The organism is Nocardioides flavescens (genome assembly GCF_009823805.1).
Taxonomy (GTDB): domain Bacteria; phylum Actinomycetota; class Actinomycetes; order Propionibacteriales; family Nocardioidaceae; genus Nocardioides; species Nocardioides flavescens.
The window spans coordinates 1-19,953 of record NZ_WUEK01000002.1; the positions used below are offsets into that span (position 1 = coordinate 1).

General features: G+C 75.2%; 19 protein-coding genes, 1 other RNA gene, 1 pseudogene and 1 riboswitch. Of the genes and pseudogenes, 17 read left to right on the forward strand and 4 right to left on the reverse strand.

What is annotated here, in order from left to right:
• Positions 1 to 55 precede the first annotated feature (55 nt).
• The 7 genes and pseudogenes from GRQ65_RS24300 to GRQ65_RS02750 form a co-directional block, all read left to right on the forward strand.
• Positions 56 to 319 (forward strand): annotated as a pseudogene (locus GRQ65_RS24300) (SAM-dependent methyltransferase); the annotation flags it as partial.
• 114 nt (positions 320 to 433) lie between these two features.
• A complete protein-coding gene (gene cbiT / locus GRQ65_RS24305; protein WP_439331843.1) occupies positions 434 to 1,015 on the forward strand; it encodes a precorrin-6Y C5,15-methyltransferase (decarboxylating) subunit CbiT in 582 nt (193 codons plus the stop codon).
• Positions 1,012 to 1,803 (forward strand): cobalt-precorrin-4/precorrin-4 C(11)-methyltransferase, encoded by a 792-nt coding sequence (locus tag GRQ65_RS02730; RefSeq protein ID WP_337191438.1) that lies wholly within the window; start codon positions 1,012 to 1,014, stop codon positions 1,801 to 1,803. Before cbiT ends, GRQ65_RS02730 begins: the two co-directional genes overlap by 4 nt.
• Positions 1,801 to 1,983, forward strand: a riboswitch (cobalamin riboswitch). (Overlaps the previous gene by 3 nt.)
• A gap of 52 nt (positions 1,984 to 2,035) precedes the next feature.
• Positions 2,036 to 2,923: a ferredoxin-like domain-containing protein gene (locus GRQ65_RS02735; RefSeq protein WP_160874980.1), complete on the forward strand. Its 888-nt coding sequence runs from the start codon at positions 2,036 to 2,038 to the stop codon at positions 2,921 to 2,923.
• Entirely contained in the window at positions 2,920 to 3,612 is a 693-nt protein-coding gene (locus GRQ65_RS02740; protein ID WP_160874982.1) for a precorrin-8X methylmutase, read from the forward strand. The genes GRQ65_RS02735 and GRQ65_RS02740 overlap by 4 nt, the downstream gene beginning before the upstream one ends.
• Complete coding sequence (gene cobJ / locus GRQ65_RS02745; protein ID WP_160874984.1) at positions 3,612 to 5,090, forward strand: precorrin-3B C(17)-methyltransferase; 1,479 nt, start codon at positions 3,612 to 3,614, stop codon at positions 5,088 to 5,090. The genes GRQ65_RS02740 and cobJ overlap by 1 nt, the downstream gene beginning before the upstream one ends.
• A 384-nt stretch (positions 5,091 to 5,474) precedes the next feature.
• A complete protein-coding gene (locus tag GRQ65_RS02750; protein WP_160874986.1) occupies positions 5,475 to 6,281 on the forward strand; it encodes an MBL fold metallo-hydrolase in 807 nt (268 codons plus the stop codon).
• 238 nt (positions 6,282 to 6,519) lie between these two features.
• Here GRQ65_RS02750 and GRQ65_RS02755 read toward each other — a convergent pair whose 3' ends face one another.
• On the reverse strand, positions 6,520 to 7,158 hold the full coding sequence (locus tag GRQ65_RS02755; protein WP_160874987.1) for a PH domain-containing protein: 639 nt from the start codon (positions 7,156 to 7,158) through the stop codon (positions 6,520 to 6,522).
• A 175-nt stretch (positions 7,159 to 7,333) separates the two neighbouring features.
• On the opposite strand from GRQ65_RS02755, the gene GRQ65_RS02760 reads away from it, so the two are divergent.
• The gene (locus GRQ65_RS02760) at positions 7,334 to 7,900 is read left to right on the forward strand and encodes a manganese efflux pump (protein WP_160874989.1); all 567 of its coding nucleotides are present in this window, start codon (positions 7,334 to 7,336) and stop codon (positions 7,898 to 7,900) included.
• On the forward strand, positions 7,897 to 9,570 hold the full coding sequence (locus GRQ65_RS02765) for a bifunctional 3'-5' exonuclease/DNA polymerase (protein WP_160874991.1): 1,674 nt from the start codon (positions 7,897 to 7,899) through the stop codon (positions 9,568 to 9,570). Before GRQ65_RS02760 ends, GRQ65_RS02765 begins: the two co-directional genes overlap by 4 nt.
• A gap of 157 nt (positions 9,571 to 9,727) precedes the next feature.
• Here the strand turns inward: GRQ65_RS02765 and GRQ65_RS02770 are convergent, their stop codons facing one another.
• Both GRQ65_RS02770 and GRQ65_RS02775 read right to left on the reverse strand, forming a co-directional pair.
• A complete protein-coding gene (locus GRQ65_RS02770; protein ID WP_160874993.1) occupies positions 9,728 to 10,042 on the reverse strand; it encodes a transcriptional regulator in 315 nt (104 codons plus the stop codon).
• Positions 10,043 to 10,049: 7 nt separating this feature from the next.
• Positions 10,050 to 10,502, reverse strand: coding sequence for a hypothetical protein (locus tag GRQ65_RS02775; protein WP_160874995.1), 453 nt, complete (start codon positions 10,500 to 10,502; stop codon positions 10,050 to 10,052).
• 63 nt (positions 10,503 to 10,565) lie between these two features.
• Between GRQ65_RS02775 and GRQ65_RS02780 the strand changes: the two genes are divergently transcribed.
• The 3 genes from GRQ65_RS02780 (at position 10,566) to GRQ65_RS02790 (ending at position 12,712) form a co-directional block, all read left to right on the forward strand.
• Positions 10,566 to 11,213 (forward strand): hypothetical protein, encoded by a 648-nt coding sequence (locus tag GRQ65_RS02780; protein WP_160874997.1) that lies wholly within the window; start codon positions 10,566 to 10,568, stop codon positions 11,211 to 11,213.
• Between the two features lie 43 nt (positions 11,214 to 11,256).
• Positions 11,257 to 11,679: RNase P RNA component class A (gene rnpB / locus GRQ65_RS02785), an RNA gene on the forward strand.
• Between the two features lie 115 nt (positions 11,680 to 11,794).
• Entirely contained in the window at positions 11,795 to 12,712 is a 918-nt protein-coding gene (locus tag GRQ65_RS02790) for a glucose 1-dehydrogenase (RefSeq protein WP_160874999.1), read from the forward strand.
• A gap of 6 nt (positions 12,713 to 12,718) precedes the next feature.
• Here the strand turns inward: GRQ65_RS02790 and GRQ65_RS02795 are convergent, their stop codons facing one another.
• Positions 12,719 to 13,213, reverse strand: coding sequence for a MarR family transcriptional regulator (locus GRQ65_RS02795; protein WP_202387265.1), 495 nt, complete (start codon positions 13,211 to 13,213; stop codon positions 12,719 to 12,721).
• A gap of 66 nt (positions 13,214 to 13,279) precedes the next feature.
• Here GRQ65_RS02795 and GRQ65_RS02800 point away from each other — a divergent pair, with 66 nt between their 5' ends.
• The 5 genes from GRQ65_RS02800 (at position 13,280) to GRQ65_RS02820 (ending at position 19,944) form a co-directional block, all read left to right on the forward strand.
• On the forward strand, positions 13,280 to 14,554 hold the full coding sequence (locus GRQ65_RS02800; RefSeq protein WP_160875001.1) for an FAD-dependent monooxygenase: 1,275 nt from the start codon (positions 13,280 to 13,282) through the stop codon (positions 14,552 to 14,554).
• A gap of 39 nt (positions 14,555 to 14,593) precedes the next feature.
• The gene (locus tag GRQ65_RS02805) at positions 14,594 to 14,980 is read left to right on the forward strand and encodes a hypothetical protein (protein ID WP_337191439.1); all 387 of its coding nucleotides are present in this window, start codon (positions 14,594 to 14,596) and stop codon (positions 14,978 to 14,980) included.
• 68 nt (positions 14,981 to 15,048) lie between these two features.
• The gene (locus GRQ65_RS02810; RefSeq protein ID WP_160875003.1) at positions 15,049 to 15,507 is read left to right on the forward strand and encodes a DUF350 domain-containing protein; all 459 of its coding nucleotides are present in this window, start codon (positions 15,049 to 15,051) and stop codon (positions 15,505 to 15,507) included.
• Positions 15,507 to 16,799: a glutathionylspermidine synthase family protein gene (locus GRQ65_RS02815; RefSeq protein WP_160875005.1), complete on the forward strand. Its 1,293-nt coding sequence runs from the start codon at positions 15,507 to 15,509 to the stop codon at positions 16,797 to 16,799. The genes GRQ65_RS02810 and GRQ65_RS02815 overlap by 1 nt, the downstream gene beginning before the upstream one ends.
• Positions 16,800 to 17,046: 247 nt before the next feature.
• The gene (locus tag GRQ65_RS02820; RefSeq protein ID WP_160875007.1) at positions 17,047 to 19,944 is read left to right on the forward strand and encodes a BTAD domain-containing putative transcriptional regulator; all 2,898 of its coding nucleotides are present in this window, start codon (positions 17,047 to 17,049) and stop codon (positions 19,942 to 19,944) included.
• The last annotated feature ends 9 nt before the right edge of the window (positions 19,945 to 19,953 follow it).

Here is a 19,953-nt window from a genome sequence, read left to right on the forward strand (position 1 = left end):
CGCGTGGCCGACGCCGTTCTCGGTCGAGGTGCTCGACGAGCACCCCGAGGCGGTCGTGCTGGCGACGGGCGACCCGCTCGTCTCCGGGGTCGCGACGACGCTGATCGAGCGGTACGGCGCCGAGGCGGTCACCGTCGTCCCCGCGGTCTCCTCGGTCACGCTCGCCCGGGCCCGGATGGGGTGGACCGACCCGACCGTGCTGCGCGACCCGCGCCACCTGCCCCGCCACCTCGCCCCCGGCCACCGCGTGCTGCTGCTCTCGCCCGACGAGACGACACCCGCGCAGGTGGCGGTGCTGCTCGCCGAGGCGGGCTACGGCGCCACGACGATGACGGCGCTCAGCGACCTCGGCACCGACCACGAGACGCACGCCGCGGCCAGCGCCGCGGACGGCGGTCCGGCGGCGTCGCGCCTGCACGTGCTCGCCCTCGAGCTGCGCGGCTCCGCCGTCTCGAGCTGGGCGACCGGGCTCGCGGACGACGCCTTCGAGCACGACGGCCAGCTCACCAAGCGCGACCTGCGCGCCGCGGCGCTCGCCCGGCTGGCCCCGCACCCCGGCGCCCTGCTGTGGGACGTCGGCGCCGGTGCCGGCTCGGTCGGCATCGAGTGGAGCCGGGCACACCCGTCGTGCCGGGCGGTCGCCGTCGAGCGCGACCCGGAGCGGGCCGCGCGGATCGCCCGCAACGCGACCCGCCTCGGGGTGCCCGAGCTGCGCATCGTCGAGGGCTCGGCGCCCGAGGCGCTCGCCGGGCTCGAGGCGCCCGACGCGGTCTTCGTGGGCGGGGGTGCGACCGCCCCCGGGCTGCTGGAGACCTGCCGCGACCGGCTCGCCCCGGGCGGGCGGCTCGTGGTGCACGCGGTGACGCTCGAGACCGAGCGCCTCGTGATCGACCTGCACGCCGCCCTCGGCGGCGAGCTCACCCGGCACGCGGTGGAGACGGCCGCGCCCATCGGCGCCTTCACGGGCTGGACGCCGGCCCGCGCGGTCGTGCAGTGGGCGTGGGTGAAGCCGTGACCGTCCACTTCGTCGGTGCCGGCCCCGGGGCCGCCGACCTGCTGACGCTCCGCGCGGCGGCCCTGCTCGGCGCCGCCGACCTGGTGCTGTTCCCGGGCACCTACCTCGACGACGAGGTGCTCGCGCACTGCCGCGCCGACGCCGAGACCGTCGACACCCAGGGCCTCGACCTCGACGCGATGGTCGCCCTGATGGTCGAGGCGTCGGGCGCGGGGCGGGAGGTCGTGCGGCTCACCAGCGGCGACCCGTCGGTCTACTCCGCGCTCGCCGAGCAGACCCGGCGCCTCGACGCCGCCGGCGTCGCGTGGGACGTCACCCCCGGCGTGCCGTCGTACGCCGCGGCCGCCGCGCTGGTCGGGCGCGAGCTCACCGTGCCGCTCGTCGCGCAGTCGGTCGTGATCACCCGGCCGCAGGCGCGCTCGAGCGAGATGCCCGAGACGGAGTCGCTGGCGGCGTTCGCGGCCACGCGGGCGACCCTGGCGCTCCACCTCGGCATCACCCGCACCCGCGAGCTGATGGCCGAGGTCGAGCCGGCGTACGGCGCCGCGTGCCCCGTCGTCGTCGTGCACCGCGCCTCACAGCCCGACGAGCTCGTGCTGCGCGGCACCGTCGGCGACATCGCCGACCGGGTCGAGGCAGCCGGGCTGAGGCAGGCCGCGGTGGTGCTGGTCGGCTGGGCGCTGGCGCGCGAGGGCGACGGGCAGCGGGCCGCGGGGGAGTCGTGGCTCTACTCGGCGGGGCGCCCGCGTGGCTCCGAGCGGGGGGCTTCCCAACCGCCGCAGGATTGATAGCCTGCAGCCGCCAGTCACACATGGGAACCCGGTGAGAGTCCGGGACTGACGCGCAGCGGTGTGGGTGACGGGCGGGGCACGCCGGGCGACCGGCAGCCACTGGGTCCGCGGACCTGGGAAGGCGCTCCGACCCGGTGGATCCCGAGTCCGAAGACCTGCTGGCCCTCACGGCGACCGCCGCGAGGTCGAGAGGACGACGCGCCGAGTCCGAGACCTCCCAGGGACACCCATGCTCGAGGCTCCCAGCCGTTCCCCCGGCACCTCGCGCCACCGGCGCGACCTGTGCCCCGGCGTGCTGCGGCCGTGGCGCGCCGACGACGGCGCGCTGGTCCGGCTGCGCCTCGTCGGCGGCCGGGTGAGGGCCGGGCAGCTGGCCGCGCTGAGCCGGGTCGCGACGGCGTACGGCGACGGGGGAGTGCACCTCACCGCCCGGGCCAACCTGCAGCTGCGCGGGCTGGCGCACCACGACGGCGTCCTGCCCGACGAGGTGGTCGCCGCGATCGAGGCGACCGGCCTGCTGCCGACACGCAGCCACGAGCTGGTGCGCAACGTGATGGTCTCCCCGCCCGGCCCGGGGGCACGTGCCGATCTCGCCCCCGTGGCCGCGCGCCTCGACGTACTGGTGTGCGCGGACCCCGCGCTGGCCGGGCTGCCGGGGAGGTTCCTGTGGGTGCTCGACTCCGGCCGCGGCGACCTGCTCGACCGTCCGCTCGACCTCGGTCTGGTCGCCCTCGACGAGGTCACCGCGCAGCTGCGCGTCGGGGCGGACGGGTGGGGCGAGACCGTCGCCCTGGCGGACGCCGCCACGCGGCTCGCGTCGCTGGCGGCGCGGTTCCAGGTGCTGCGCGGCACCGGTCCCGGCGCGCCGTGGCACGTCGACGAGCTGCCCGCCGAGCTCCGCTCCCGGCTCGCGGCGCGCGTGACCCGCGACCCGCGGACCCACGTGCACGCCGACCCCGCGCCGTACGACGACCACCACGTCGAGGCCCCCGGCGGGGTGCTCGACGCGCCCCTGGTCGCCCGGCTGACCGACCGCGTCCACCCCGACGACGAGCTCGTCGTCACGCCCTGGCACGGCGTCCAGATCCCGCTCCCGCTCCCGGAGGCCCCGCGATGACCCAGCTCGAGCTCCCCCCGCCGGCACCCGTGCTCGCCCCGCCCACGGCGCGCTACGACTACGTGCACACCGGCCCGGCGATCTACGCCGACTCCTTCGCGACGATCCGCGCCGAAGCCGACCTGTCGGGCGTGCCCGCCGACGCCGAGAAGGTCGCCGTGCGGATGATCCACGGCAGCGGCCAGGTCGACCTCACCGAGGACCTCGTGGTGCACCCCGGGCTCGGCTCGGCTGGTCGCACGGCGCTGGCCCTGGGCGCGCCGATCCTGTGCGACGCCCGGATGGTGGCGATGGGCGTCACCGCAGGCCGGCTGCCCGCCCGCAACGAGGTGCTCTGCTTCCTCACCGACCCGCGGGTGCCCGACCTCGCCCGCGACTGGGGCACGACCCGCTCCGCCGCCGCGGTCTCGCTGTGGGAGCCCCACCTCGAGGGCGCCCTCGTCGCCATCGGCAACGCCCCGACCGCGTTGTTCCACCTGCTCGAGATGCTCGCCGACGGCGCGCCCCGCCCCGCGGCGATCATCGGCTGCCCGGTCGGGTTCATCGGCGCGGCGGAGTCCAAGGAGGCGCTCGCCTCCTTCGCCGCCGCGACCGGGATCGACGTGCCCTTCGTGACCGTGCGCGGTCGCCGCGGCGGCTCGGCGATGGCCTCGTCGGCCGTCAACGCCCTCGCCACCGAGGTCGAGTGATGGGTCGGCTCTCGATCGTCGGGCTCGGCCCCGGCGACCCCGAGCTCGTCACGCTCAAGGCGGCCCGCCTCATCGGCGAGGCCGACGTCGTGGCCTTCCACGCCGGGGTCCGCAAGAGCTCCCACGCCCGCCGCATCGCCGGCGACCTGGTGCGACCCGGCACCGTCGAGGAGGAGCTGCGCTACCCCGTCACGACCGGCGCGACCGACCACCCGGGCGGCTACGCCGGCGCGATGGACGACTTCTACGCCGAGTGCGCGGAGCGGCTCGGCGCCCACCTCGACGCCGGGCGCCACGTGGTGCTGCTCGCCGAGGGCGACCCGCTCTTCTACGGCTCGCCGATGGTGATGCACGACCGGCTCTCCGCTCGTCACGAGACCGAGGTCGTGCCCGGCGTGCCGGCGTACGCCGCCGCGACCGCGCTCGCGCAGACCCCGCTCGTGCGCCACACCGACGTGCTGACGGTGCTGCCGGGCACCTTGCCGGAGCCCGAGCTGGCCCGGCGCCTCGCCGACACCCAGGGCGCGGTGATCATGAAGCTCGGCCGCACCTTCCCGGCTGTGCGCCGCGCGCTCGAGGCGGCCGGACGGCTCGACGGGGCGGTCTACGTCGAGCGGGCATCGATGGACGACGGCCGACAGCTGCCCGTCGCCGACGTCGACCCCGACTCCGTGCCCTACTTCTCGCTCATCGTCGTGCCCGGCGACACCGCGCCGCGGGCGCTCACCTCCCTGCCCGCTCCGGCCCCGGCGGCCGAGCTGCTCGTCGTCGGCCTCGGGCCCGGCCCCGACGCCTGGCTGACCCCCGAGGCGAGCGAGGCGCTGGCGCAGGTCGACCACGTGGTCGGCTACGCGCCGTACGTCGACCGCGTGCCGCAGCGCCCCGGCCTGCAGCGTCACTCCTCCGGCAACACCGTCGAGGTCGACCGCGCCCGCCTCGCCCTCGACCTCGCCCGGCGCGGCGAGCGGGTCGCGGTGGTCTCGGGCGGCGACGCCGGAGTCTTCGGCATGGCTGCGGCGGTCTTCGAGGTGGCTGAGGAGTTCCCCGAGGTCGACGTGCGCGTGCTGCCCGGGGTGAGCGCGGTGCAGGCAGTCGCCGCGAAGGCCGGTGCCGCGATCGGCGGCGACTTCGCGGTGATGAGCCTCAGCGACCGGCTGAAGCCCTGGCCGGTCATCGAGCGGCGGCTGCGGGCCGTCGCCGAGGCCGATCTCGTGCTCGCGGTCTACAACCCCGCCTCGCGCAGCCGCCGCGACCAGCTCGTCGAGGCGCAGAAGCTGCTGCTCGAGGTGCTGCCCGCCGACCGGGTCGTCGTGATCGGTCGCCACGTCGGCCGCCCCGCCGAGTCGCTCGAGGTCACGACCCTGTCCGAGCTCGACGCCGACTCCGTCGACATGGGCTGCCTGCTGCTCGTCGGCTCCAGCGGCACCACCGTCACCTCGACCGGACGGGTCTGGACCCGGCGCTCCGTCGAGCGCTGAGCCGCCCGCCCCCGCCGCTCCGCTTGTAACGCGGAGTTGGCGACTCTCCCGACCCGTTGCAACGGGTCGGCACCGTCACCAACTCCGCGTTGCAGCTGGAGGGCGAGGCGGTGCCCGCGCAGAGCGCAGACGGGGCGGGGCCTGAGCCTGAGCCGCTGGACCCCGCCGCACCCCGCGGGGTGGAGGTGGCTCGGCGCACCAGGGGCACCTGAGGGCCGTGCTCCTGCTTTCCACCGCCCGCCTTGCCGCCCGCCCTGACGCGCGCCCTGCCTCTTGTAACGCGGGGTCCGGGCCTCTTCCATCGCGTTCGAACGCGGTGGAAGAGGCCCTGACGCCGCGTTACAAGCGGGCGGTCAGTGGCGACGGACGTCGGGGGCACGGGGCGTGACCGGCGACCGGGGTGAGCACACGCTGACCTTCGGTGGTACGGCGATGACACTGCTGCGGCTCGGGTCGTTCACCCTGCTCACCGACCCGAACTTCCTGCACCGCGGCCAGCGGGCCTACCTCGGCAAGGGGCTGTGGAGCCGGCGGCTCACCGAGCCGGCCCTGCAGGCCGCGGACCTGCCGCCCCTCGACGCGATCGTGCTCTCGCACCTGCACGGCGACCACTTCGACCGGATCGCCCGCCGGGACCTCGCCCGCGACCAACCGGTCGTCACCACGCCCGCGGCGGCGCGGCGGCTGTCGCGGTGGGGCTTCGAGACCCGCGGACTGCGCACCTGGGAGACCGAGACGCTGACCCGCGGCGACGAGACGCTGAGCATCGAGGCGCTCCCGGCGTTCCACGCCCGCGGCGCCATGCGTGCGCTGCTGCCGCCGGTCATGGGCTCGCTCCTCGAGCACCGTGTCGGCGGCGAGGTCCGGCTGCGGGTCTACGTCACGGGCGACACCCTCACCGGCGACCACGTCGACCTGATCGCCGAGCGGCACCCGGATCTCGACGTCGCCGTCGTCCACCTCGGCGGCACCCGGGTGCTGTTCCACACCGTGACCATGGACGCGACGCAGGGGGTGGACCTCCTGGACCGGGTGCGCCCGGGCAGCGTCGTGCCGGTCCACTTCGACGACTACCGGGTCTTCCGCTCGCCGCGCTCGGCGTTCCTCGAGGCCGCCGCGCGGGCCGGACTGCCGAGCGTGGTGCGCCCGGTCGAGCGCGGCGAGACGCTGACGCTCGCGCGACGGCCCTGATCCGGGTGGGGGCACAGATCAGGGTGGTCCTCCCGCCCGCAGCGGGCGGGAGGACCGTCGTCGCATCGAGGTGTCGTCAGGTCACCTCCCGCACGGGGCCGGGCGGGTGATCCCTGGTCACCCGAGGGGCGCCGAGGCTCAACGGTAGGCGGCGCGGCCGGCACCGGACAGGGCCCGACCGGGCCGTTCTGCAACCGTTTGCAACGACCCGTTCGGGCCAGCCCCGAGGGGTCTCGGGTCAGAGCCGGTAGTCGAACCGGGCCAGGTCGTCGGCGTGCGCCGCCTCGACCAGGCGGCGGCTGCCGACGTCGTAGGCCTGCCAGTACGCGCGGCCGCGCGCGGTCACGTTGGTCGGCGGCACGTCGAGATCGAGGCCGAGGAGGTCGCGGAGGTCCTCGCTCAGTCGCTCCATGCGGAGCACCACGTCGGCCTCGTCGACGTGCCCGGCGTTGACGCGGCGCGTGCGCGGACGACCGTCGACCTCGCCGACCGCCTTGCGCAGCCAGTCGCCGAAGTCGAGCGTGAGCGCGTCGACGATGCCGTCGACCGCGCCGGGCGTGGCGTGCACCCACGATCCCGGGTCGCGCAGGTCGTGGACCCACCGGGTGCGGCTGCGCTCGTACTCCGCGACGTAGAAGTCGAACGGGTTGCGCGTCGTGGTGACGATCCGAAGCCCGTGGTCGGCGGGCAGGAGCCCGACCGCGACGAGCTCGCGCACCGTGGCGTGCTTCGCGTCGACGCCCTCGACCCGCACCGCGCTGACCGGCGGCACCTCGCGGACGCCGGGGCGGGCCAGCAGGGCCTCGCGCAGCGCCGTGCTCGCGGTGCCGGGGGCGGCGGTGACGACGATGCCGGCCGCCGGGTCGACCAGCGCCATCAGCGAGCGCCCCGACCGGGCGAGCGGGGTCGGAGGGTGGGCGGACAGGAGTCGGGCACGTCCCGCACTGAACCACGAGGCGCCGACGGCCGCGGCACGGGGCGGGTCGTCGCTCGACGCGCCGGTGCGGGACGATGGCTCGCCCGCGCTCGGTGCCCGGGCCGAGAGGAGCCACGTGTCCGGTCTGACCCTGGTCGTGATCGCCCTCGGCGTCTCGGCTGACGCGTTCGCGGTCGCTCTCGCGAAGGGACTCCAGCTGCGCCGGCTGCGGGGGCGCGACGCGCTCGCGCTGGCCGTGGCGTTCGGCGTGTTCCAGGCCGTCATGCCGCTGCTCGGGTGGTTGGCCGGCACCGGCTTCCGCGGCGCGATCAGCGGCATCGACCACTGGGTGGCCTTCGGGCTGCTGGTGCTGATCGGCGGCCGGATGATCTGGGAGGCGCTGCACCCCGACACCGACGACGAGCAGCGCGACACGGGCATCCCGCTCGGTGAGCTGCTCCTGCTGGCCCTGGCCACGAGCCTGGACGCGCTGGCGGTCGGGCTCAGCCTGGCCTTCCTCGACGTCGACATCCTCTCGGCCGTCGCGGTCATCGGGGTCACGACGTTCGTGCTGACCCTCGTCGGGGTGTACGTCGGGCACCGGGCCGGGGCACGGTTCCGCACCCCGGCCGAGGTCGCCGGTGGCGTCGTGCTCATCCTCATCGGCGTGCGGATCGTGCTGGACCACACCGGCGTGCTGTGAGCGAGCTGCGCGTCCGCCTCAGCCGGCTGCCGGCGGAGCGGGTCGCCGTCTCGCGCGACGACGGGTCCGAGCCGTTCGCGCTCGACCTGGCCGAGCTGGCGGCGTACGTCGCTGACCACGAGGGCGGGCCGGTCCGGCCCCGCTGGGTCTGGGACGACACGGCGCGCTGGCACGCGCTGCTCCTCGACGCCGGCGTGCGGGTGGCGCGCTGCCACGACCTGCGCCTGTGCCGACGGGTCCTGCGGCGGGCGCCGGCCGTGGACCAGACGCTCCTGGCGGGGGAGGACGCCGCGCGCTGGGACCGGCTCGGCCCGGCGTCCGCCTCCGAACCGGCGCTCTTCGTCGCCGACGACCGCGCCGAGCACCTGGCCGCCGACGCCGAGGACGAGCGGCAGCAGCGCGCGGTCGCGGCATCGGCCGAGGCGGGCCGGCTCGCCCTGCTCCTGGCCGCGGAGTCGTCCGGGGCGCTGGTCGCCGCCGAGCTGCGGTGGGCCGGGATGCCGTGGCGCGTCGACGTCCACGAGCAGCTCCTGGCCGAGCGCCTCGGACCCCGGCCGCCGCGCGGGACGCGTCCGGCCCGGCTGGCCGCGCTCGCCGCCGAGGTGGGCGAGCTCCTCGCGGCGCCGGGGCTCAACCCCGACTCCCGCCCCGAGCTGATGGCGGCCCTGCGGCGTCAGGGGCTCGACGTGCCCGACGTGCGCGCGTGGACCCTGCGCCGGCTCGACCACCCGGTCGTCGAGCCCCTCATCGCCTACAAGCAGCTGGCGCACCTGCTCGCGACCAACGGGTGGGAGTGGCTCGACGCGTGGGTGCGCGACGGCCGGTTCCGGGCCGGCTACCAGCCCGGCGGCTCGAGCACGGGGCGGTGGGCCTCGGACGGCGGCGGCGCCCTGTCGCTGCCCGCCATGGTCCGCCCCGCCGCGGTCGCCGACGACGGGTGGCGACTCGTCGTGGCCGACGTGGCGCAGCTCGAGCCGCGCGTGCTGGCGGGGATGAGCGGCGACACCGCGCTGGCCCGCGCCGCCCGCGGCGGCGACCTCTACCAGGCCATGGCCGACACCGGCGCGGTCGAGACCCGCAGCGACGCCAAGCTCGGCCTCCTCGGTGCGATGTACGGCGCCACCAGCGGCGAGAGCGGGCGTCTCGTGGCCGACCTGACCCGGCGCTACCCGCGGGCGTTCGGCCTGGTGGAGGAGGCGGCCCGGGCCGGCGAGCGCGGGCAGCCCGTGCGCACGCTGCTCGGCCGCGGCTCGCCGCCGATCGGGGAGGAGTCGGGCGAGCTGTGGGCCGGCGACCTCGACGCGCCACCTGCCGACGACGCCTCGCTGGCCCGCCAGGACCGGCTGCGGCGCGCCTACGGCCGCTTCACCCGCAACTTCGTGGTGCAGGGGACCGGGGCCGAGTGGGCCCTGTGCTGGATCGCCGACCTGCGCAACCGGCTCTGGGCGCTCCCCTCGACGCCGGGCGCCGCGCTGACCGAGCGCCCGCACCTCGTCGCCTTCCTCCACGACGAGGTCGTCGTGCACACCCCCGCGGCGCTGGCTGAGGACGTCGAGCGCGAGGTGCGCGCCGCCGCTGCGGCCGCCGGTCGCCTGCTCTTCGGCGACGCCCCGCTCGACTTCCCGCTCAGCGTGTCCGTCGTGACGTCGTACGCCGAGGCGAGCAAGTAGGGCGTTGCCCCCTCGTGGGCGGTGAGTGCTGAACCTGGCGCCCGGGGTGGAGGTGCGTCAGCAACCTTCCGGGGCCGCCGGGTGGTTGCCCGCGCACCGCCGCCCCCGGCGGCGAGGTTCACAGTTCACCGCCACCCGGACCGCGGCGCGCCCCGGCTCACTCGCCGAGCAGCGACTGCAGCACCTCGCGGTGCCGGCGGTACGCCGCGCGCCCGGCGCGGGTGAGCTTGAACGTCGTGGTGGCGCCGCGGCCGCGGCCGGTCTTCGTCGTGTCGACGTAGCCCGCCTGCTGCAGCGCGGTCATCTGCTTGGACAGGTCGGAGTCGCTGACCTGCAGGTGCTCTCGCACGAAGGCGAAGTCGGCGTTGCCGGCCCGGCTGAGCAGTGCGACCGCCGCGAGCCGCTTGGGCGCGGTCAGGGCGGGGTCGAGCTCGGCCCAGCCGGGGGCCCGGGTGGTCGTCTCGTCGCTCACGCGCCGATCACCCGAGTCGGGCCCGCACCCGCGCGGCACCGGCGGCGTAGGCGCGCTCGTACCACCACACGACAGCGGTGCCGACGACGAGCACGAGCGCCGCGGCGAGCCAGGCGTGACCGGTCATGGTGAGGGCGCCGGCGCCGACGACGATCACCAGGACAGCGGCCATGAACGCGAGCATCGCGGGGCGCATCTCCCGGGGCACCGCGCCGGTCGGCATCGTGCCGCGGTAGTGGCGGTACCAGCGGATGAAGGCGACCTCGACGAGGGCCAGGGCGACCACGACGACGGCACCGACCGGGCCGTCGAGCAGGCCCAGCGCCAGGACCATCGCGGCGCCCCAGGCGCCGACGGCCGGTGGGTACCACCCCGGCGTCGGCGGGAAGTCGACCCACGGCGCCGCCTCGGCGCGGTCGGCCTCGCGGAGCAGCTCTCGGGCATCGCGATCGGTTTCCATGACGGAAACCATACCTATCGCTTTCCGGAGTGGCAAGCACTCTCGAGCCCTACGATCGCGCACGTGCGCCTCGTTGCCCCCGTCCTCGTCCTGTCCCTGCTGGCGTTGGCGGCGCCGGCCCACGCCGACACCTGGTCCTCGCGCGACCGCCGCGCCGACGTGATCGGCTACGACACGTCCCCACCCGCCGCGGAGGGCGACTGCGGGCCACCGCCGCGCCGGGTCCGTAGTGACGCCCGTCGTGATCTGCTGCGGCTCTCGGTCGACCACACGTCCGCGGACATCGTCGTCACGTTGTCGATGCGTGCGGTCTCCCGTCGCGATCGCGACACGAGCTACGAGGTCTACCTCCGCACTCCGGGTGGTGTCTACAGCGTCAGCGTGGTCCCTGGTCTGGGCAAGGACCCCGGCCTGTTCGAGGTCCCGACGCTCCCGCAGTCGGATCCTGGAGACGACTGCGAGGGCATCGGGCTCCTCCTCCTCGACACCGGCTGCGACGGTCTGGCTCGCGAACGCGACCCCGTCGCCGACACGGTCACCTACACAATCCCGCGCGACTGCCTCGACCGGCCGGCGTGGGTGCGGGTGGGAGCGCAGGTCTACGGCTTCCTGTCCGGCGAGGACGAGGGTCGCTCGGACCGGTGGGGCCGACAGGGCACTGCGGACGTGGGCTTCCCTCCGCCGTTAGGCCCGCGGGTGCACCCGTCCTGACGACGTACGCCATCAGGCGCGTGCCCTAGGCTGGCCCCGCGGATGGGCTGACCGGGCGACCGCGTCGCAGCACTCGGGAGACCGGGTGCGGCGCCGAGGAAAGTCCGGGCTCCACAGGGCACGGTGGTGGGCAACACCCACCCGGGGTGACCCGCGGGACAGTGCCACAGAGAACAGACCGCCTCCCGTCCCGACTCGTCGGGGCGGGCGGTCAGGGTGAAACGGTGGTGCAAGAGACCACCAGCGGCCCGGGTGACCGGGTCGGCTCGGCAAACCCCACCAGGAGCAAGGTCAAGAAGTCCGGAGCCTTCGGGCCCCGGATGCGCGTGCGTCCGAGGGCGGCCCGCCCGAGCACGCGGGTAGACCGCTGGAGGGTGTCGGCAACGGCACCCGTAGATGGATGGTCGCCCCCCGGCGACCGTGAGGGGACCGGGGACAGAACCCGGCTTACAGGTCAGCCCGTCCGCACCACCCGGCCGATCCCCGGCCGATCCCCGGCCGATCCCAGGCCGATCCCTGCCGCCGCGAAGATCACTCCGCCCTCGCCGCATGGACGCCGTCGGCGGGGACACAGGTGCGCCATGGAGACCCCACCTGCAGGACCCGACCAGTACACGATGCGCGACCCGTCGACGATGTACGCCGACCGCGTGCCCGACGAGCAGTACCTCCCCGGCCCCGGCACCGACGCGGAGATGGCGCAGAACGTCCCCGCCGACCACGGCGAGGACTCCTACCGCGGCAGCGGCCGCCTGCGCGACCGCAAGGCGCTGGTCACCGGGGGCGACTCGGGGATCGGTGCGGCGGTCGCGATCGCCTTCGCCCGCGAGGGCGCCGACGTCGTCATCTCCTACCTCCCCGAGGAGGAGGAGGACGCCGAGCGGATCCTCGGACTCGTCCGCGATGCCGGCCGGACCGGGGTGGGCGTGGCCGGGGACCTCTCCGACCCTGAGTTCGCCAAGCAGCTGGTCGACCGGGCGGTGGCGGAGCTCGGCGGTCTCGACATCCTGGTCAACAACGCCGGCAAGCAGCAGCACGTCGACGACGTCACGGACATCAGCGACGAGGAGTTCGACCAGACGTTCAAGACCAACGTCTACGCGACGTTCTGGCTCACCAAGGCCGCGGTCCCGCACCTGCCGCCCGGCTCGACCATCATCAACAGCACGTCGATCCAGGCCTACGCGCCCTCGCCCCACCTCGTCCACTACGCCGCCACGAAGGCGACGGTCAACAACCTGGCCAAGGGCCTCGCGGCCCAGCTGGCGCCGAAGGGGATCAGGGTCAACGCCGTGGCGCCCGGACCGATCTGGACGCCGCTCCAGCCCGCGGGTGGCCAGCCCCCGGAGGCGCTGCCGTCGGCCGGCGAGCAGACCTACCTCGGCCGCTGGGGTCAGCCGGCGGAGCTGGCGCCGGCCTACGTCTTCCTCGCCAGCGGCGAGTCGTCGTACGTCGTCGGCGAGACCCTGCACGTCGACGGGGGCATGCCCACCCCCTGAGGCAGCTCAGGCCCCGCCCGCGTGCGACGCCGCCGTCAGCCGCTGCAGGAACGACGTCACGGTGCGCAGCTCGTCGGGCGGGGTCGAGGCCAGCAGGGTCGCGATGTCGGTGCCGACGGCACTGAGGAACTCCCGGGTCCGCTCGCGGGCGGCGGGGGTCGGGCGCAGGGTGACCCGCCGTCGGTCGCTGCTCTCGCGCGTGCGCTCCACGTGGCCGGCGGCCTCGAGCCGGTTGACCAGTGCGGTCGTCGCGCCGCTGGTGAAGCCGTGCAGGCGCGCGAGCTCGGTGGGGGAGAGCGGCGACCCGGCCTCCGCGGCCCAGACGACCTGACCCAGCGCGGCGACGTCGGTGACGGGCAGGTCCATCCACGCCGCCTGACGGCGTACGAGCTCGTCGTGGGCCTGGACCCAGTCGCGCAGCGCGTGCATGACGGCGACCTGGTCGGGCGACCACGGGGTCTCGAGCGGGTCGAGGACGGGAGCGGGGTGGGTCTCGGTCACGGGTGGGTACCTTCACTGTGAAGCAACTTCACTGTTGAGCCACCACCCTAGAGGAAGCAGGACCCGATGACCCGACCCCACGCCCTCGTCTCCGGCGCGAGCGTCGCAGGCCTGTCCACCGCCTTCTGGCTCGAGCGCGCGGGGTGGTCGGTGACCGTGCTCGAGCGCGCGCCGGCGTTCCGCGACGGCGGTCAGAACGTCGACGTGCGCGGCGTCGCCCGCGAGGTGGTGGACCGGATGGGTCTGCTCGAGGCGATCCGTGAGCGCAACACGACCGAGACCGGCACCGTCATCGTCGACGACGAGGGCGGCGAGGTCGCCGAGCTTCCGTCCGAGGGCCCCGACGGGCCCACCGCCGAGCTCGAGATCCTGCGCGGCGACCTGGCGCGGGTGGTGCTGGACGCGCTGCCCGACACCGTCGAGGTGAGGTACGACGCCACGATCGCCTCGGTCGACTCGGGCACCCGGCCCGGTGACGGCGGGGTCGGCGTGACCCTGGCCTCGGGGGAGACCCTCATTGCCGACCTGCTCGTGGTGGCCGAGGGCGTGCGGTCCACGACCCGCGACCTCGTCTTCGGCGACGAGGTCGAGCTGCGCGAGCTGGGCATCACCATGGCCTTCGGCACCATCGCCCGCACGCCGGACGACGACCACCGGTGGCGCTGGTGCACCACGACCGAGGGCCGCCAGGTCCACCTGCGCCCCGACCCCTACGGCACCACCCGCGCGATCCTGTCCTTCCTCGACGGACCCGACGAGCGCGCCGGGCGTGGTGGTCGTCGGGTCGTCGAGCTCGGCCGCGACGAGCAGCTGGCCCTGCTGCGGGAGCGCTACGACGGGGTCGGCTGGGAAGCGCCCCGCGTGCTCGAGGGCTTCGCGACCTCCGACGACGTCTACGTCGACGACCTCGCCCAGACCCGGATGACGACCTGGTCGCGCGGGCGGGTCGTGCTGGCCGGGGACGCCGCGTGGTGCGTCACGCCGATGGGCGGCGGCGGGTCGTCGCTCGCGCTCACCGGCGGCTACGTCCTCGCCTCGTGCCTCGCGACCGACACCAGCGCTCCCAGCGCGCCCGGTGACCCCGGCGCCGCGCTGGCGGCGTACGACGCGTGGATGCGCCCGCTGGTCGACGACGTGCAGGACTTCCCCCAGGCGGTGCTCAAGCTGGCCTACCCGCGCACCCGGGCCGCCGTGGTCGCGAGCCGGGTGGTCACGAAGGCGATGACCACCTGGCCGCTGTCGCGGCTCACCGCCAAGGTCAGCCAGGTCGCGGACACCGACCGGGAGCTGCCTGCGGAGCCCACCCCCGGCGGTGCCGAGCGCGACGCCGTCTCGCGCTAGCGTGCGGGGGTCCGCCCGCCGACCCTCAGGGAGCCCCGCGTGACGACCACGCCCGCCCGTCGGATGCGCTCGCACGCCGTGACGCTCGGCGTCACCGCGCTGATGGCCGCGGGGCTCACCGGCTGCGCGACGTCGGCCGACTACGCCGCCGTCTGCGTCGACCCCGCCACCGAGCAGCGGGTCGACGACGACCAGTGCGACGACGACCGAGAGTACGACGGCACCTCGTCGGGCTTCTTCTGGTACTACCTCGCCGCGAGCCGCGCCATCCCCTCGGTCGGGTCGCCGGTCTCGGGCGGGACGTTCCGCAGCTCGGGCCTGTCCGGCACCGTCCAGCGCGGGGGCCTGCCCCGCGAGGGCGGCACCACCGTGAAGTCCGCGACCTCCAAGGGCGGCTTCGGCGGCTCGGGCCGCAGCTCGTCCTGACCCGCACAGACCCGACCCAGCCCGACCCAGCCCGACCCACCCCAGCCCGACCCAGGAGAACCAGCGCCGTGACCGACCTCCTCGACGCCCTCGTCCACGCCGTCGTCTACGCCGTCGTGGCCGGGGTCCTGCTCCTCGTCTCCTACTACGTGCTGGACCTCGTCACGCCCGGCCACCTCGGCAGCCACCTCCTCGGCGTGGACGAGCGCGGCCAGGAGTCGGTGCACGCCCAGTCGCGCTCCGCGGCGGTCGTGACCAGCGCCTGGCTGGTCTCCAACGCCCTCGTGCTGTTCACCGCGATCTGGACCAACGGCGCGACCACCTTCGGCTGGGCGCTCGGGTGGACGGTGGCCTTCGGCGTCCTGGGCATCGCGCTCAACGCCGTCATGCTCTTCGCGATCGACGCGATCACCCCCGGCGACCTGCGGCGCATCGTCACCGAGCCCGGTCCCGTCCGCCCGCTGGCCCACGTCGCGGCGGCGACCTCGCTGTCGGTCGCGGCGATCGTCTGCGCCAGCATCGCCTGATGTGGCGCCACCGGATCCGTCCGCGTGAGGACTGGCAGCGCACGGTCACCGAGCAGGGGCTGATCTTCCCGGTCACCGCGCTGCCGGACGGCAGGAGCGTGCCGTACTGGAACGAGTCGGCGTGGTACGAGCTGTCGCTCGAGGAGGTCGAGTCGCTCGAGGCCGCCACCGAGGAGCTGTGGGCGATGTGCGTCGACGCCGCCGGCTGGATGGCCTCGCCCGGCTCCGGCATCGACGACGCCCGCCTCGGTCTGCCGCCCGGCTCTCTGGACGTCGTACGCCGCTCGCTCGCGCGCCGCGACCCGATGCTCTACGCCCGCTTCGACCTCGTCTACGGCGCCGACGGCTCGGTGAAGATGCTGGAGCTCAACGGCGACACCCCGACCGGCCTCGTCGAGACCGGCGTCGCGCAGTGGCGCTGGCTCGAGGACGTCATGCCCGACCTCGACCAGTGGAACAGCGTGCACGACCGCCTCGTCAACGCCTGGCGGCGGCTGCGCAACACCGGCGCGATCCCCGAGAGCCGCGTCCACCTGCTGTACGACGCGCCGGCCGGCGGGGCGACCGACGACGGCGAGGCCGAGATGACGGTGCACTACCTCGTCGACACCGCCGTGCAGGCCGGGCTGGTCGCGATGGCGCACCCGATCTCGGAGGTCGGGTGGAACCCCGACGCGCGCGAGTTCCGCGACGCCCACGACCAGCCGATCACGACGGCGTTCAAGCTCTACCCCTGGGAGGACATGCTCGGCGAGGAGTTCGGCCGCCACCTGGTCGAGGGCCACGAGGTGCGCCCGGTGCGGTGGTTCGAGCCCGCCTGGAAGGCGCTGCTCTCGACCAAGGCGCTGCTGCCGGTGCTGTGGCAGCGCAACCCCGGCCACCGGCTGCTGCTCCCGGCCCACTTCGACGAGCCGCGCGACCTCGAGCAGTGGGTCGCCAAACCGCTGTTCGGTCGCGAGGGCGACAACGTCCGCATCCACCTCGCCGACGGCTCCGAGGACCTCGCCCGGCCCGGTCCGTACGGCGCCGAGGGGTGGGTCTACCAGGCCTACGCCCCGCTGCCGGTCTTCGACGGCAACCACGTCGTGCTCGGCTCGTGGGTCGTCGACGACGAGGCGGCCGGGATGATCGTGCGCGAGTCCGACTCGATGGTCACCGACTACTTCAGCCGCGTCGTGCCTCACGTCATCAGCGATGCCCTCAACCCCGACGACGCCCAGGTGATGGCCTGGCTGCTCGACCGGGTCGGTCCCGACGTGCCGCGCAGCGGCGGGACCTCACGCGCTACGTAGGTGGTTTCGAGACGGTCGTTGCACGACCTCCTCAACCAGCCGCACGGTGGTTGAGGAAGGACGAAGTCCTGTCTCGAAACCACTCGTGTCGTCAGCCTCGGGACACGAATCGGGACACGGTCCGGGACACCCTCGGGACATCGGCCGGGACACCGGTGGGACACCCTCCGCGACCGTCCGGGACCGGCGCCACGTCCGCGCGGAAGGGGGGCGCGCCCGACGGGTCGCCCTGTCTAGAGTGGCCGCGATGATCAGGGTGCTCGGGCCGCTCGAGGTCCACGGGGAGGCAGCCGCGGGGGCGGTCGACGTCGGGTCGCCGCGCCACCGCGAGGTGCTCGCCGCGCTCGTGGTCGACGCGGGCCGCGTCGTGTCGACCGACTCGCTGCTCGACCGGGTCTGGGGCGACGTCACCCGCGGGGGCACCACGACCAACCTGCACGCGATCATCTCGCGCCTGCGCGGGCGCCTGCGCGAGGGCCGCACCGGGGTCGAGCTGAGCACCGTGCCGCCCGGCTACCGCATCGACGTGCCCGTCGACGGCGTCGACGCCACGATGTTCCTCGACAGCCTCGCGCAGGCCCGCGACGCCCGCACCCGTGGCGACCTCGAGACCGCGCGGCGCGTGGTGCGTGAGGGGCTCGCGCTGTGGCGCGGACCGGCGTACGCCGACATCGCGCAGCCGTTCGCCGAGGCCGAGGCCGCCCGGCTCGAGGGCCAGCGCATCGCCGCCGTCGAGCTGGCCGCCGAGGTCGACCTGATGCTGGGCCGCCACGACGAGGTGCTCGAGGAACTGCCCGCCCTCGTCGCCGAACACCCCCTGCGCGAGTCGCTGCGCGGCCACCTCATGCTCGCGCTCTACCGCGGTGGTCGTCAGTCCGACGCGCTGGCGGCCTACGACGACGTGCGCGAGCAGCTCTCCGACGAGCTCGGGCTCGACCCCGGACCGCAGCTGCAGGAGCTGCGCCAGCGCATCCTCGAGCAGGACCAGACGCTGCTCGCCCCCGCGACGTCGGCCGCGCCCCCCGGCGCACCCACCGAGCCGCCGGTGGAGTCGGCGCCCGCGGGCCAGGGCGGCCTGCGCTCGGACTTCGTCGTCCCCACGAGCCGGCTGCTGGGGCGCGACCGCGAGATCGCCTACGTCCGCTCGCTGCTCGAGGGCTCGACCCAGCGGCTGGTGACGCTCACCGGCACCGGTGGGGTCGGCAAGACGCGGCTGGCCGCGGCGATCTCCGAGGCCAGCGTCGGCGCGTACGCCGACGGCGTGGTCGCCGTGTCGTTGGCGCCGCTCACCGACCCCGACCTGGTCCTCCCGGAGGTGGCCCGAGCGCTGGGCATCACCGGCGGCGAGGTCGTGGACCCCGCGGCCGCGGTCGCCGAGCACCTGCGCTCGCGCCGGGTGCTGCTGGTGCTCGACAACCTCGAGCACCTGCTCCCCGCCGCCACGTCGCTCAGCCGGCTCATCGCCTCCTGCCCCGACCTGACCGTGCTCGTCACGAGCCGCACGGTGCTGCGCGTGCGCGGCGAGGTGCAGTACCAGGTCCAGCCGCTGCCGCTGCCCGAGCCGGAGGAGGCCGACCCCGACGCGCTCGCCGAGTCGGCCGCCGTCGCCCTCTTCGTCGACCGGGCCCGGTCGGTGGCGCCGGAGTTCGACCTGGCCGGCCTCGATCCCGACAACCTCGCCGCCGTCGGCGCGATCTGCCGGCGGCTGGCCGGGCTGCCGCTCGCCATCGAGCTCGCCGCGGCGCGGGTGCGCCTGATGCCCCCGACCACGATGCTGGCGCGCCTCGACGACGTCGTGGCCGGCGGTGGCGCGCGGGACCTGCCGCTGCGCCAGCGCACCATGCGGGCCGCGCTCGACTGGAGCCACGACCTGCTCGACGACGAGGCCCAACGGCTGCTGCACCGGCTCTCGGTCTGCAGCGGCGGCTTCACCCTCGAGGCCGCCGAGGCCGTCGGCGGCGGTCCGGGCGTGCTGGCCACCCTCGAGTCGCTGGTCGAGCACTCGCTGGTCGTCACCGACCTCGACAACCCGACGGTCTCGCGCTTCCGCATGCTCGAGCCCGTCTCGCAGTACGCCGCCCTGTGGCTCGAGGGCGAGGAGCGGCTCGCGGCCCGCGCCGCGCACCGCGAGCACTTCCGCGCCCTGGCCGCCGAGCTGGAGCCGGCCTACCGCGGTCCGGGCACCTTCGACTCCCTCGCCGTCGCCGAGCGCGAGCACGCCAACCTGGTGACGGCCATCGAGACGGGCCTGGCCGACGGCGACGCCGACCTCGCGGGCTGGCTGGCCTGGGACCTGTGGCTGTTCTGGTGGCTGCGCGGCGCGCTCGTCGAAGGCAGGCGCCTCACCTCTGCGGTGCTGGCCGAGGACGTCGACGACCACGTGCGCGTCTACATGCTGGCCGTGCACGCCGCCATGGCCTTCGCCCAGGGCGAGCTGGCCACCGCCCGCGAGGGGTGGGAGGAGGGCGACGGGCTCGGCGAACGCATCGGCGACGGCGTCGGCCGCTCGCACAACCTCGCCGGCATCGGACTCGTCGCCCTCGGTGAGGGTGACCTGGACCGGGCGGTCGAGGGGCTCGAGGCCACCATCGCGCTGTGCGAGGAGATCGACCTCGCCGGGGCCTGGATGTGGACGTTGGCCCACACCTGGCTGGGCACCGTCCGGCTGCTGCAGGGCGACCTGGAGGCCGCTCAGCGCTGCGTCGACCGGGCGCTGGCCGCCGCCCACGGGCGCCACGACTCGCTCGCGACCTACATGGCCCACTTCACCGCGGCGCAGGTCGCCCTGGCCCGCGACGACGCGGCCACGGCTCGCGACCGGCTCGAGGAGGGCGTGCGGCTCAGCCTCGACACCAGCGACCTGGCCAACCTCGCCTACTTCCTCGACGCGCTCGCGCTGGTCGAGTCCCGCGACGGCGCGCACGAGCGGGTCGCCACGCTGCGCGGCGCGGCCGCCCGGGTGCGCGAGGGCGTCAGCGGCGTCGTCTACGGCTACTACAAGGTCGACTCCGCCGAGCTCACCGCGGCGCTCGAACACGCCCGCTCCGAGCTCGGCGACGCGGCGTACGCCGCCGCCCTGGCGCGCGGACGGGCGATGAGCGTGGCCGACGCGGTCGACCTGGTGCTGGCGCGCACGGCGGTCTGAGGGAGTCGC

Bases quoted from the DNA above. Each gene is read 5' to 3' on its own strand.
- GRQ65_RS02775 (WP_160874995.1), bottom strand. From the start codon at position 10,502: ATGGAAACCGATCGCGATGCCCGAGAGCTGCTCCGCGAGGCCGACCGC.
- GRQ65_RS02820 (WP_160875007.1), top strand. From the start codon at position 17,047: ATGATCAGGGTGCTCGGGCCGCTCGAGGTCCACGGGGAGGCAGCCGCG.
- GRQ65_RS02755 (WP_160874987.1), bottom strand. From the start codon at position 7,158: ATGGCGCTGGTCGACCCGGCGGCCGGCATCGTCGTCACCGCCGCCCCC.
- cobJ (WP_160874984.1), top strand. From the start codon at position 3,612: ATGGGTCGGCTCTCGATCGTCGGGCTCGGCCCCGGCGACCCCGAGCTC.
- GRQ65_RS02800 (WP_160875001.1), top strand. From the start codon at position 13,280: ATGACCCGACCCCACGCCCTCGTCTCCGGCGCGAGCGTCGCAGGCCTG.
- GRQ65_RS02790 (WP_160874999.1), top strand. From the start codon at position 11,795: ATGGAGACCCCACCTGCAGGACCCGACCAGTACACGATGCGCGACCCG.
- GRQ65_RS02735 (WP_160874980.1), top strand. From the start codon at position 2,036: ATGCTCGAGGCTCCCAGCCGTTCCCCCGGCACCTCGCGCCACCGGCGC.
- GRQ65_RS02815 (WP_160875005.1), top strand. From the start codon at position 15,507: ATGTGGCGCCACCGGATCCGTCCGCGTGAGGACTGGCAGCGCACGGTC.
- GRQ65_RS02740 (WP_160874982.1), top strand. From the start codon at position 2,920: ATGACCCAGCTCGAGCTCCCCCCGCCGGCACCCGTGCTCGCCCCGCCC.